Raw genomic sequence first — 12,225 nt, forward strand, 5'->3', positions numbered from 1 at the left:
CCGAAGTCAACATGCACGGCATCCAGACCTCGGGCAACTGCATCCGCAACATCACGGCCGACGCCATGGTGGGTGTGGCTGAAGACGAAATCATCGACGCCCGCCCCTATTGCGAAGTGCTGCGTCAGTGGTCGACCCTGCACCCTGAGTTCGCCTTCCTGCCTCGCAAGTTCAAGATCGCCGTCAGCGGCGCCAAGGAAGACCGCGCGGCCATCTACTGGCACGACATCGGCCTGCAACTGGTCAAGGATGACGAAGGCGAAGTCGGCTTCAAGGTGATCGTGGGCGGCGGCATGGGCCGCACGCCGATCACTGGCACCGTGATCAACAGCTTCGTGCCCTGGCAGCAGATCCTGGTCTACATCGAGGCCATCGTGCGCGTGTACAACCGTTATGGTCGTCGCGACAACATGTACAAGGCCCGCATCAAGATCCTGGTGAAGGCTGAAGGCCAGAAGTTCTTCGATCAGGTCAACCAGGAGTTCAGCGACATCCTGACGCGTGACGTCGATGGCGCCGCCCACATCATTCCACAGGCCGAGTTCGACCGCGTGAACGTTGGCTTCGATTACCCAGAGGCGGTCAAGGCTTACGCACCTGCCGGCAATGGTCTGCCAGCTGATGCGTCCGACGCTGACAAGGTGCAGTTCGGCAAGTGGCTGGAGCGCAATGTCAAGGGCCACAAGGTTCAGGGCTACAAGAACGTGCACCTGTCGGTCAAGCGCGTGGGCCAGGCCCCTGGCGACGTGACCGATGCGCAGATGGATGCGATTGCCGACATGGCTGACCAGTTCAGCTGCGGCGAACTGCGCGTCACGCACGACCAGAACGTATTGCTGCCTTTCGTGCGCGAAGACCAGCTGTTTGCCTTGTGGCAAGCCGCCAAGGCAGTCACGCTGGCATCGGCCAACCTGGGCTTGCTCAGCGACATGATCGCCTGCCCGGGTGGTGACTTCTGCGCCCTGGCCAACGCCCGCTCCATCCCCATCGCCAACGACCTGATCGAGCGCTACCAGGATCTGGACGAGCTGTACGACATCGGCGACATCGACCTGCACATCTCCGGTTGCATCAACTCCTGCGGCCACCATCACACCGGCCACATCGGCATCCTGGGCGTGGACAAGGACGGCACCGAGTGGTACCAGATCACCCTTGGTGGCTCGGATGGCTCCGACCACGCGCCTGTGAGCGCCGTCGGCAAGGTGATCGGCCCCTCGTTTGCGGCTGACGAAGTGACCGACGTGATCGAAGCCGTGATCGAGACCTACAAGGGCCAGCGCGCCGCCAACGAGAAGTTCGTCGACACCGTCAAGCGCATCGGCATCGACCCGTTCAAGGCAGCGGCCAATGCCGTTCGCCGTTCCACTGCGAAGGCAGCCTGATCGGGCAGAGAGGACACACCATGAAATTCATCGATACCCATCACGACCAGTGGCACACCGTGGGCGGCGAAGACGGCCCCATGTCTCACCCACCGATCAAGAGCTACAGCCTGCTGACACTGGGCCAGTGGCATGCCGTGCGCGAGCAGTGGCCTGCACAAGGCTCGGCGGATTACAAGCCTGTTGGCGTGATCCTGCCCAATGACACCGACATCGAAGTGCTGGAAGCCGACGTGGCCAAGCTGGCCCTGGTGGTACTGCAGTTCCCCAAGTGGGTGGACGGTCGCGCCTATAGCCAGGCCCACATCCTGCGCGCCCGTTACCGCTTTGGCGGCGAGATCCGCGCCACAGGCGAAGTGTTGGTAGACATGATGCCCCTGATGGCCCGCTCCGGCTTTGACGCCGTGGTGCTGCGCGCCGATCAGGAGCGAGCCGCTGCAGAGCGTGCCCTGGGCTTCTTTGCAGCCCGCGGCCACTACCAGGGCGACATCAAGGCGACCAAGCCCGTATTTGGTCGCGCGGCCTGAGTCTGAATCACAAGGAGTGAGCTGACATGAGCGAATCCTCTTCTCTGGGCGGCGTGTCGTCGCTGATCGGCGGCGCCGCACCTGCTGGTTCGGCCATCGCGCTGTACAACAACCCGAGCCCGACCTACGCCGACAAGGTGCACGCCACGATCGAGCTGCTCAAGGCCGCGGCCATCGAGCACAACGGCAAGGTTGTGCAGGCCACCAGTCTGGGCGTGGAAGACATGATCGTGACCGATCTGATCGCCCGCTATCGCCTGCCCATTGCCATCGGTACGCTGGAAACCGGCATGCTGAACCCTGAGACAGCTTCGCTGATCGGCACGATCGAGACGCACTATGCTGACATGGGCATCCACGTCGAGCTCTACAAGCCCGTTCAAGAGGCCGTGATCGAGTTCGTGCAGAAGAACGGCGAGAAAGCCATGTACGAAAGCATCGACCTGCGCAAGGCCTGCTGCGGCGTCCGCAAGCTGGAGCCGCTGAGCCGCATGCTGGCCGAGCGCTCTGCCTGGATCACCGGTCTGCGCCGCGAGCAATCCAACAACCGTGGCGACATGGCCGCACGCGAACTGGACGACAAGGGCCGCGCCAAGTTCAACCCCATGATCGACTGGACCTGGGGCGATGTGTGGCACTACGTGTCCGTCAACCACGTGCCCTACAACCCGCTGCACGACCAGTTCATGCCCAGCATCGGCTGCGCCCCTTGCACACGTGCCATCGCCGTGGGTGAGGACTTCCGCGCCGGCCGCTGGTGGTGGGAAGACGAAAAGGCCAAGGAATGCGGCCTGCACGTGCACAAGAATTGAATCCCGAAAAGTAGATTGAAGCTATGACTGATGTGAACCAATTGCTGGCGGATGTGGACCACCGCCACCTGGATGCGCTGGAAGAAGAGGCCATCTTCATCCTGCGTGAAGTGGCCGCCAGTTTCGAGCGCCCTGGCCTGCTGTTCTCCAGCGGCAAGGACTCCTGCGTGGTGCTGCATCTGGCCGAGAAGGCCTTCAAGATGAAGAACGCCGAAGGCAAGCTCGAAGGCAAGCTGCCCTTCCCCCTCGTGCACGTGGACACCGGCCACAACTTCCCTGAAGTGATCGAGTTCCGCGAAAAGCGCGTGGCCGAGATAGGCGAGCGCCTGATCGTGGCGCACATGGAAGAGTCCATCAAGAAGGGCACCGTGCGTCTGGCTCACCCGCTGGAATCGCGCAACGGCCATCAGACCGTGACCCTGCTCGAAGCCATCGAAGACAACCGCTTCGACTGCCTGATCGGCGGCGCCCGTCGTGATGAAGAGAAGGCCCGCGCCAAGGAGCGCATCTTCTCGCACCGCGACAGCTTCGGCCAATGGCAGCCCAAGGAACAGCGCCCCGAACTGTGGAACCTGTTCAACACCCGCATCAAGCCGGGCGAGCACTTCCGCGCCTTCCCCATCAGCAACTGGACCGAGCTGGACGTGTGGCTCTACATCGCCCGCGAAAACATCCCGCTGCCCAACATCTACTTCAAGCACGCCCGCCAGGTGATCCGCCGCAAGGGCCTGCTGGTGCCGCTAACGGATGTCACGCCCGCACTCGAAGGCGAAACCGTCGAGACCGTGGACGTGCGCTTCCGCACCGTGGGCGACATGACCTGCACCTGCCCGGTGGAATCCGATGCGGCCAACCCGGCTGACATCGTCGCCGAAACACTGCACGTGACCGTGAGCGAACGTGGCGCTACCCGCATGGACGACCGCACGTCCGAAGCCTCGATGGAACGCCGCAAGAAGGAAGGCTATTTCTGATGACTACCGTGACCCATAACGAAGCTCGCGAAGAGCTCGCCCACAAGGCCCTGCGTTTCCTGACCGCTGGCAGCGTTGACGACGGCAAGAGCACCCTGATCGGCCGCCTGTTGTTCGACAGCCGCGCCATCCTGGCCGACCAGCTGGACGCGCTGGAAAAGCGCGCAGCCGGTGCGCCCATCGACCTGTCGCTGCTGACCGACGGCCTGGAAGCCGAACGCGAACAAGGCATCACCATCGACGTGGCCTACCGCTACTTTGCGACCAAGACGCGCAAGTTCATCATCGCTGACGCCCCTGGCCACGAGCAGTACACCCGCAACATGGTGACGGCTGCCGCTGGTTCTGACGCCGCCGTGGTGCTGGTCGACATCACCAAGATCGACTGGAAGGCCCGTACCGAAACGACAGCTGTGCCCCTGCTGGCCCAGACCCGCCGCCACAGCCTGCTGGCTCACCTGCTGCGCGTGCCCAACATCGTGTTCGCGATCAACAAGCTGGACGCCATCGAGCAGGACACTGAAACCGCCTTCAACAACGTCAAGGCCTCGCTGGAAGCCTTCGCGGCACAAGCCGGCATCGACAGCAAGGGCGTGATCCCCGTGTCCGCCCTGCGTGGCGACAACGTGACCACGCCAAGCGCCAACTGGCCCTGGTACCAAGGCCCGACGCTGCTCCAAGTCCTGGAAGAGCTGCCCCCGAGCGACGAGCGCCACGACGGCGCCCTGCTGCACCCCGTGCAGTACGTGACCCGCGACAGCGTGGGCGAAGGTGAAGCCACCGCTTCGGGCACCGGCCACCAATACCGCGCCTTCTGGGGCCGCATCGCCCATGGCGCCGTCAAGGCCGGCGATGAAGTGCAGATGTTCCCGAGCGGCGAAACCGCCATCGTGGCTGAAGTGCGCCACTCGGCCCAAGTTGTCGATTCGTGCGAAGCGGGCCAATCGGCTGGCATCGTGCTGGACCGTCAGGTTGACATCTCGCGCGGCGACTGGATCCACACGCCTGGCAGCATCAAGCCTACCGACAGCTTTACCGCAACCCTGGCCTGGCTGGACACCGAACCCGCTGTGGTCGGTCGCAAGTACTGGGTGCGCCATGGCAACCGCTGGGTGCAGGCGCGCATCACGTCGATCGACAACCGCCTGGACATCCACACGCTGGAAGACCGTGACGCCGGCGAGCTGGCCGTCAACGAAATCGGCCGCGTGCAGATCCAGACGCAGCAAGCCTTGCCTGTTGAGCCCTACCTGGACAACCGCGTTGGCGGTGCCTTGATCGTTGTCGACCCCACGACCAACCGCACCAGTGGCGCCCTGCTGGTCAAGGCAGCCTGAAAGGCGTCGACATGGCCGAGAAGCCCTGCTCACTCGTGACCGCCAAGGTCGTCTTCATTGGCGCCGGCCCTGGCGAGGCGGACCTGATCACCGTGCGTGGCAGCCGTTTGCTGGCACAGGCACAGGTAGTCCTGTTCGACGCGCTGGCGGATGCTTCGCTGCGCGATCTGGCCCCTCAGGCGGAATGGATCGACGTGGGCAAGCGGGGCTTTTCCGGCAAGGAAGGCAGCGACTTCAACGGCCAGACGCGCATCAACCAGTTGCTGGTGGAGCAGTCTTTGGCCGTGGGAGCCATTCACGGTGAGCGCGGCTTGGTGGCGCGCCTCAAAGGCGGTGATCCCAGCCTGTTCGGTCGCCTGGAAGAAGAGCTGCATGCCCTGCGTGAAGCCGGCATCGACAGCGAAGTCGTGCCGGGCGTGACCTCTGCCCTGGCTGCTGCAGCTGCCACCCAACGCCCGCTGACCCGCCGCGGCACCGGCCGCAGTGTCAGTTTCACCACAGCCATGACACGCACGGGTGATCTGCAATGCGGCATGGGCCCAGGCCAACGTGCGGACACGGAAGTGTTCTACATGGCTGGCCGCCAGCTTGACCCGCTGTCCAAAGGCCTGCTTGATGCCGGCTGGCCTGCCGAGACCACGGTCAGTGTGGTGTCGCGTGCAGGCTGGCCCGATATGCGTCACACCATGCACACGGTTGGCACGCTGGGCGACGCCAGTTCGGTGCATGCCGGGCGGCCAACCCTGGTGATCGTGGGCGCTGGCGCCACCGATCTACCTGAACATCCTTTGACCCATATCGCCATTTGTGGCGATGCAAGAGACCTTACGAAAAGCTAAAGCGCAAGCCGAGCCCGTAAAATCTCGCCCTATTCATCTTTAACCGATTCAAGAGACCAGACATGACCCACGTCGTCACCGAAGCCTGCATCCGCTGCAAATACACGGACTGTGTGGACGTGTGCCCGGTGGACTGCTTCCGCGAAGGCCCCAACTTCCTCGTCATCGATCCTGATGAGTGCATCGACTGCGCGGTCTGCATCCCCGAATGCCCTGTGAACGCCATCGTCCCTGAAGAAGACGTGCCCGGCAACCAGCAGCAGTACATCAAGATCAACGCCGATCTGGCCAAGAGCTGGCCCAGCATCACCAAGCGCAAAGAGCCGCTGCCTGAAGCTGACGAGTGGAAGGACAAGACCGGCAAGCTGGATCAGCTGATCCGCTGATTGCCGTCATCCACGCGGCATCGTCGATGATCCAAACAGACGCCCTGGTCATCGGGGCCGGCCCGGTCGGCCTCTTTCAGGTCTTCCAGTTGGGTCTGCTGGGCCTGAAGGCCGAGATCATCGACGTGTTGCCACAAGCCGGGGGCCAGTGCATTGCGCTGTACCCCGACAAACCCATCTACGACATCCCTGGCGTGCCCCTGTGCACAGGGCGTGAGCTGACGCAGCAGTTGCTGACGCAAGCCATGCCTTTCATGCCCGCGGATGCGCCTTCCGCCAAACCGCGTAATCTGCATCTGGGGCACATGGTGTCCGAACTGCAGCCACAGGCTGACGGCGGCTTTGTGATCCACGCGGACAAGGGCCTGCAGGTCAACGCACGAGCGGTGTTCATCGCGGCAGGTGCCGGGGCCTTCGTGCCGCGCACCCTGAACCTCCCTGGTTTGGCGCAAGCCAGCAACGTCCACCACTTCCTGCACGAGGCCGATGAGGCGCCAGCGCCCTGGGCTGCCCAGCATCTGGTAATCCATGGCGGCGGGGATGAAGCCTTGTCGGCAGCGATCAGCATCGCCCAGCACCCCGATCTGACGCAACGCCCTGCACGCATCAGCCTCTTGCATCGCCGCGATCAATTCCAGGCCGACGAGGCTTTGGACGCCCAGGTGCGCGAGTTGATCGCCACAGGCCAGATCGATCTGATCGTGGGCATGCCTTCTGAAGCCACAGTCGAACAAGGCCATGTCAAGGCTTTGCAGATCCTGGGTGCAGACAGCCAAACAAGAAGCGTACCGCTTGACCACCTCTTGATCCGCCTGGGGATGAGCCCCAAGCTGGGCCCTTTGAGCAACTGGGGCATGGCGCTGGAGCGCAAGCAGGTGGCCGTGAACACGGCCAGCTTCGAAAGCAGCATCCCCGGCCTGTATGCCGTGGGTGACATCAACACCTACCCCGGCAAGAAGCGCCTGCTGCTGTGCGGCTTCCATGAAGCCACGTTGGCGGCCCACCACGCTGCAGCGGCAGTGCATCCTGATGCACCGCAACACTTGCTCTACACGACCACCAGTCCCCTGCTGCACGAGCGGCTGGGCATGGCCAGGAAGTAGAATCCCACCATCGCTAGGGGTGCGGGCGCCTCGTTTGGCAACGAACGAATGCGCTGCGCTGAGAGAGTCCCTTTGAACCTGACCGAGGTCGTGCTCGCGTAGGGAAGCGTCTGCATCACGTTCAGCCCATGCCCGCCATGAGGCCTGCCAACGCCACGTGCAGCCTCCAGCCCGAACACGCCTTGCCTGTTGTCATCGTGCTGGAGTTGTTCGAGATGCACCGTCAAAAATCCGTCGCCCGCGCTACCAAGGCGCTCAACCCCCTGTCGCCACTGGCTTTGGCAGTGATGGGCTTGCTCGCGCAGGACATCGCGCTGGCCCAAAGCAGTGACGCGGATGATCGCACCCTGCCCTCGGTCAACGTGACCGCCCCCGCCAAACGCCAAGCCCGCGCCAGCATCGCAGGCCTGGGCGATGGCCCGGCCTGGCAGCAACCCGTGCAGGCGCAAAGCTTCAGCGAAGACGCCTTGAAGGATGCGCAAGCCACACGCCTGGCCGACCTCACCAAGCTCGACGCCAGCACCACTGATTCGTACAACACGATCGGCTACTGGGACTACCTGACCGTTCGCGGCTTCACGCTGGACAACGCCTACAACTATCGCCGCGAAGGCTTGCCCATCAACGCTGAAACGCGATTGCCGATGGACAACAAGGCCGCCGTGGAATTGCTCAAAGGCACCAGCGGCATGCAAGCTGGCATCAGTGCACCAGGTGGGCTGGTCAATCTGGTCGTCAAGCGTCCGGATCGCCGCGTGCGCACGGCCAACGTGGCCTTGACCGATGCGGGGGACCTGCTGACCAGCGTGGATCTGGGCGATCGCTTTGGCGAGCAGGCCGAATGGGGTCTGCGCGTGAATGCCGCTGCAGAAAAACTGGCCACACATGTGGACAACACGCGCGGGCATCGGCAATTGCTTGCCTTGGCCGCAGATCGACAGTTGGCACCTGGGCACAAGGTAGAAGCCGAATACGAGCACAGCTACATGAGCCAGCCCAGCGTGCCGGGCTTCAGCCTGCTCGGCGACCAATTGCCATCAGCTCATGACATCGACCCCAACATCAATCTCAACAACCAGCCATGGTCTCAGCCCGTGCAGATGCAAGGCGATACGGGCACGGTTCGTTTGCGCAGCGATCTGGGGCAAGGCTGGAAAAGCTCGATCACCTTGGGTGAACAACGCTTGAAATCCAATGATCGCGCGGCATTTCCACTCAGTGGCGACAGCTACAGCTGCACCTATGGCGCCAAGGGGTTGGCGGTCTATTGTGCCAACGGCAACTTTGACTTGTATGACTTCCGATCCGACAACGAACTGCGACTGACACGATCACTGCTTGCCGAAGTACAAGGTCAAGTGAAAACCGGCCCGATCAAACACGACGTCACCGCAGGTGTCTTGCGTTCCTTGTTCCGCACAGGCCTGTCAACACAGGCCTACAACCAGGTGCCGGAACCCAGCAATTTGGCTGATCCGTACGTTCCTGTGACACCTGCACCAACGCCAACGTTCGTGGTGTCGAACCGCAAGGAGCAAAGTACCGAATGGCGACTGCAGGATGCGTTGTCGCTTGGCGCCGACACGCAGGCATGGCTGGGCGTGAGATACACCCAATTGCACAGAGAGAGCAGCCCGACAGGCGGCACAGAGGCTCCCGCATCTGATGACCGCGCGCTGAGCACGCCGTGGATGGCCTTGGCCTACACATTCGCGCCGCAAACACGCGCCTATGTCAGTTGGGGCGAGGGCATCGAGTTGAAGGCCGCGCCCTATGGCTTCGGCTACACCAACCCTGGCGCGATTCTCCCCACCATGAAGAGCCGTCAATGGGAGCTGGGCGTCAAAGGTCAGACCAACCAGGACAAGGCGTCGCAGCAATGGGGCCTGAACTGGTTCCACATCAAGCGTCCGGAAGCCGACATCATCAACAGCACTTATGTGCTGGACGGCCTGTCAACACATCAGGGTATCGAAGGCTACTGGCAAGGTCGTACAGGCTCGTGGCTCCTGGGTGGCAGCGGCATGCTCCTGGACGCCAAGCGCCATGGCAGCGCGCAGGTGTTCCTTGACGACAGGAACCCGGTCAACGTGCCAGAACACACCTTGAAGGTTTCTGTCGCCTACGCTTTGTCCATGCCTCTGCCCGTGACGCTCCAAGCCGACGTCATCCACGAAGGCCGTCGCTGGGTAGATCCAGAAAACACGATCAGGCTGCCAGCCTGGACACGCGTAGACATCGGCCTGCGGGCCACCCAGGCCATGAACAGCCAGACCATCACCTGGCGCCTGGGCGTGACCAATCTGTTCGATACCCGTGCGTGGCGCGAATCGCCCAACCCGTTTGGCGCGATCTACCTGTTCCCTATGCCTGCCCGCACGTTCACAGCATCGGCTCAGATCGACTTTTGATTGAGCCCTGATGACAAGAAGCAGGCTGACGAAAACACACAACGCAGCCGGTCGCCAATCAAAACCATGCTATAGTCGCGTTCTCAGCTGATGCCCACGACGCAAGTATGGGCAGCAACTGTTCCCCGATAGCTCAGTTGGTAGAGCGCCGGACTGTTAATCCGTAGGTCCCTGGTTCGAGCCCAGGTCGGGGAGCCAAAATTAACACCGCCTTGTGTACACCATGCACAAGGCTGCGCAAGCAGATTTGTTCCCCGATAGCTCAGTTGGTAGAGCGCCGGACTGTTAATCCGTAGGTCCCTGGTTCGAGCCCAGGTCGGGGAGCCAAGCATTCAAAGGCCTCAGCACACGCTGAGGCCTTTTTGTTTTTCGGGCCCGAAGCACCCTCACGGCAAAGTGCTCATCAACCCCCGAAACACCCGCGAAGTAGCTGACACCATGCTGGCCTTGCTTTCGCGATAACCACCCAGCAACCAGTGCAACACGCACTGACTCACGGCCCCTGCCAGAGCCAGCCCCACCATGCGAATCTCATCCTGATCCTGGGTGCCCAGATCCTTGTAGCGCTGCCTGGCCACCGTCATCACCAGGTTGCCAAAGCCGTCCATGGTGTCGTTGTACATCTTGTCGATACGCGGGCTGATGCCCATGACTTCGATCCAGATCACGCGCGCCACACGCGGATCCGACACATGCGTGAACACGGCATCCAGGCCCGCCTCGATGGCACCCATGAACTCGCCACCGTCACCCACAGCAGCCAAGGCCTGGATCACACAAGACTCCAGCGCCGCACATTCGCGCCGATAGACACCCATCAACAAATCCTCCGTCGTATCGAAGGACTCGTAGAAGTAGCGATCCGTCAGTTCAGCCTGCTTGCAAAGGATGCGCACCGTGGCAGCCCGGTAGCCCAGGGTGCCAAAAACCTGCAAGCCGGCATCTAGGAACTGCTGGCGTCGCCGGGTACGGCGCTCTTCGAGGTTCTCCCCCCCATATACGCGGCCCTTGTTGTCGTCACTCGTCACGGATTTCGTCATCCCCGTATTTGACGACAATCGACTTCACTTGTAAACTGACGACAGACAACATCACTTACCAATTCACACAACAGCGCCAAAACATGCAGACCTACACCGCAATCATCATTGGCAGTGGCTTTGGCGGCCAGGCTGCAGCCATCAACCTCAAGAAAAATGGCATCACCGATTTCCTGATGCTGGAACGCCGTGCCTGGATTGGTGGCACCTGGAGCCAAAACAGCTACCCCGGCGCGGCGGTGGACGTGCAGTCGCCGCTGTACTCGCTGTCTTTCGAACCCTACAAGTGGTCGCAGATGTTTGCCGAGCAACACGAACTGGTTGAGTACACCAAGCACGTGATCGCCAAGCACAAGCTGGAAGACAAGGTGCGCCTCAATGCCAACGTGAACAAGGTGCAGTGGGATGAGGCCCAGCAACTCTGGCAGATCCACACCGATGGCGCTGGCACCTTCCAGGCCAAGTTCCTGATCAATGCTTCCGGCCCCTTGAGCACACCCGTGATCCCCAACTTCAAGGGCCGCGACACCTTCAAGGGACACAGCTTCCACACCAACTCGTGGGATCACGACTACAACTACAAGGGCAAGCGCGTGGCCATCATCGGCAGCGGCGCGTCGGCCGCGCAGGTGATCCCGGCGATCGCACCGGAAGTGGGCCGTCTGGACGTGTTCCAGCGCACACCGCACTGGGTGCTGCCTCGCCCTGATCGTGTGTTCTCGGATTTCGAGCGCTCGCTGCTGGGCTCCACGCTGATCTACAAGACGCTGCGCACCATCATCTACTGGTCGCTGGAAAGCCGCGTGATCGGCTTCAAGTATTCCAAGACGATGCTCAATGTGGTGGCCCAGAAGGCCGCACTCAAGAACATCAAGCGCCAGTTGAAGGATCCGAAACTGCAGGCCGCTGTCACGCCGGACTACACCATCGGCTGCAAGCGCATCATCCTGTCGAGCACGCTCTACCCTGCCCTGGCTCGCCCCAATGTGGCACTGCACCCCAAGGAAGACGGCATCGCCGAGATCAACGAACGCGGCATCCTGACCATGCAGGGCAAGCAGATCGACCTCGATCTGATCGTCTACTCCACGGGCTATGACGCCACCGACGGCGTGATCTCTTACCCGGTGATCGGCAAGGGCGGCAAGTCAGTGGGCGATGTGTGGAAGGAATTCCCTCGCGCCTATCTGGGCACGACCATGCCGGGCTTTCCGAACCTGTTCGTGGTGACGGGCCCCAACACCGGCATCGGCCACACATCGGCCATCTTCGTGATCGAAGCGCAGATGGAATACATCATGCGGGCGATCAAGTCGGTGCAGACACGCAAGGCCAAGTCGATCGAAGTGAAGGCCGATGCCGAGAACGACTACACCACCATGATCCACCGCGAGATGAAGCAGACCGTGTG

Annotated in this window: 11 protein-coding genes, 2 tRNA genes and 1 riboswitch; of the genes, 12 read left to right on the forward strand and 1 reads right to left on the reverse strand. The window is 62.0% G+C overall.

From position 1 onward, the window contains the following. The 11 genes from EPO09_RS15535 to EPO09_RS15585 form a co-directional block, all read left to right on the forward strand. The coding region (locus EPO09_RS15535) for a nitrite/sulfite reductase (protein ID WP_290644239.1) at positions 1-1,385 on the forward strand (1,385 nt) is incomplete at its 5' end. A 20-nt stretch (positions 1,386-1,405) separates the two neighbouring features. Further along, positions 1,406-1,912, forward strand: coding sequence for a DUF934 domain-containing protein (locus tag EPO09_RS15540; RefSeq protein ID WP_290644240.1), 507 nt, complete (start codon positions 1,406-1,408; stop codon positions 1,910-1,912). Positions 1,913-1,938: 26 nt separating this feature from the next. Beyond that, entirely contained in the window at positions 1,939-2,724 is a 786-nt protein-coding gene (locus EPO09_RS15545; protein WP_290644241.1) for a phosphoadenylyl-sulfate reductase, read from the forward strand. Between the two features lie 14 nt (positions 2,725-2,738). Beyond that, on the forward strand, positions 2,739-3,698 hold the full coding sequence (gene cysD, locus EPO09_RS15550) for a sulfate adenylyltransferase subunit CysD (RefSeq protein WP_290644249.1): 960 nt from the start codon (positions 2,739-2,741) through the stop codon (positions 3,696-3,698). Next, complete coding sequence (locus EPO09_RS15555; protein WP_290644242.1) at positions 3,698-5,035, forward strand: GTP-binding protein; 1,338 nt, start codon at positions 3,698-3,700, stop codon at positions 5,033-5,035. Before cysD ends, EPO09_RS15555 begins: the two co-directional genes overlap by 1 nt. Before the next feature lie 11 nt (positions 5,036-5,046). Next, positions 5,047-5,874 (forward strand): uroporphyrinogen-III C-methyltransferase, encoded by an 828-nt coding sequence (cobA, locus tag EPO09_RS15560; RefSeq protein ID WP_290644243.1) that lies wholly within the window; start codon positions 5,047-5,049, stop codon positions 5,872-5,874. 62 nt (positions 5,875-5,936) lie between these two features. Next, positions 5,937-6,260 carry a ferredoxin FdxA gene (gene fdxA / locus EPO09_RS15565; RefSeq protein ID WP_290644244.1) on the forward strand — a complete coding sequence of 108 codons (324 nt, stop codon included), beginning with the start codon at positions 5,937-5,939 and terminating at the stop codon, positions 6,258-6,260. 26 nt (positions 6,261-6,286) lie between these two features. Further along, on the forward strand, positions 6,287-7,363 hold the full coding sequence (locus tag EPO09_RS15570) for an NAD(P)/FAD-dependent oxidoreductase (RefSeq protein ID WP_290644245.1): 1,077 nt from the start codon (positions 6,287-6,289) through the stop codon (positions 7,361-7,363). A 5-nt stretch (positions 7,364-7,368) separates the two neighbouring features. Then, positions 7,369-7,485, forward strand: a riboswitch (TPP riboswitch). Positions 7,486-7,491: 6 nt separating this feature from the next. Beyond that, on the forward strand, positions 7,492-9,774 hold the full coding sequence (locus EPO09_RS15575; protein WP_290644246.1) for a TonB-dependent siderophore receptor: 2,283 nt from the start codon (positions 7,492-7,494) through the stop codon (positions 9,772-9,774). 122 nt (positions 9,775-9,896) lie between these two features. Continuing rightward, positions 9,897-9,972, forward strand: a tRNA-Asn gene (locus EPO09_RS15580). 53 nt (positions 9,973-10,025) lie between these two features. Further along, a tRNA-Asn gene (locus tag EPO09_RS15585) sits at positions 10,026-10,101 on the forward strand. Positions 10,102-10,160: 59 nt separating this feature from the next. Here EPO09_RS15585 and EPO09_RS15590 read toward each other — a convergent pair. Beyond that, positions 10,161-10,814: a TetR/AcrR family transcriptional regulator gene (locus EPO09_RS15590; RefSeq protein ID WP_290644247.1), complete on the reverse strand. Its 654-nt coding sequence runs from the start codon at positions 10,812-10,814 to the stop codon at positions 10,161-10,163. Positions 10,815-10,897: 83 nt separating this feature from the next. On the opposite strand from EPO09_RS15590, the gene EPO09_RS15595 reads away from it, so the two are divergent. Beyond that, the coding region (locus EPO09_RS15595; RefSeq protein WP_290644248.1) for an NAD(P)/FAD-dependent oxidoreductase at positions 10,898-12,225 on the forward strand (1,328 nt) is incomplete at its 3' end.

Origin of the sequence: Aquabacterium sp., from assembly GCF_004297345.1 — a bacterium.
GTDB lineage: Bacteria > Pseudomonadota > Gammaproteobacteria > Burkholderiales > Burkholderiaceae_C > Aquabacterium.

Coding starts and splice junctions, on each gene's coding strand:
- cobA (WP_290644243.1), top strand. CDS start 5,047: ATGGCCGAGAAGCCCTGCTCACTCGTGACCGCCAAGGTCGTCTTCATT.
- EPO09_RS15570 (WP_290644245.1), top strand. CDS start 6,287: ATGATCCAAACAGACGCCCTGGTCATCGGGGCCGGCCCGGTCGGCCTC.
- fdxA (WP_290644244.1), top strand. CDS start 5,937: ATGACCCACGTCGTCACCGAAGCCTGCATCCGCTGCAAATACACGGAC.
- EPO09_RS15545 (WP_290644241.1), top strand. CDS start 1,939: ATGAGCGAATCCTCTTCTCTGGGCGGCGTGTCGTCGCTGATCGGCGGC.
- EPO09_RS15540 (WP_290644240.1), top strand. CDS start 1,406: ATGAAATTCATCGATACCCATCACGACCAGTGGCACACCGTGGGCGGC.
- EPO09_RS15555 (WP_290644242.1), top strand. CDS start 3,698: ATGACTACCGTGACCCATAACGAAGCTCGCGAAGAGCTCGCCCACAAG.
- EPO09_RS15575 (WP_290644246.1), top strand. CDS start 7,492: ATGCCCGCCATGAGGCCTGCCAACGCCACGTGCAGCCTCCAGCCCGAA.
- EPO09_RS15590 (WP_290644247.1), bottom strand. CDS start 10,814: ATGACGAAATCCGTGACGAGTGACGACAACAAGGGCCGCGTATATGGG.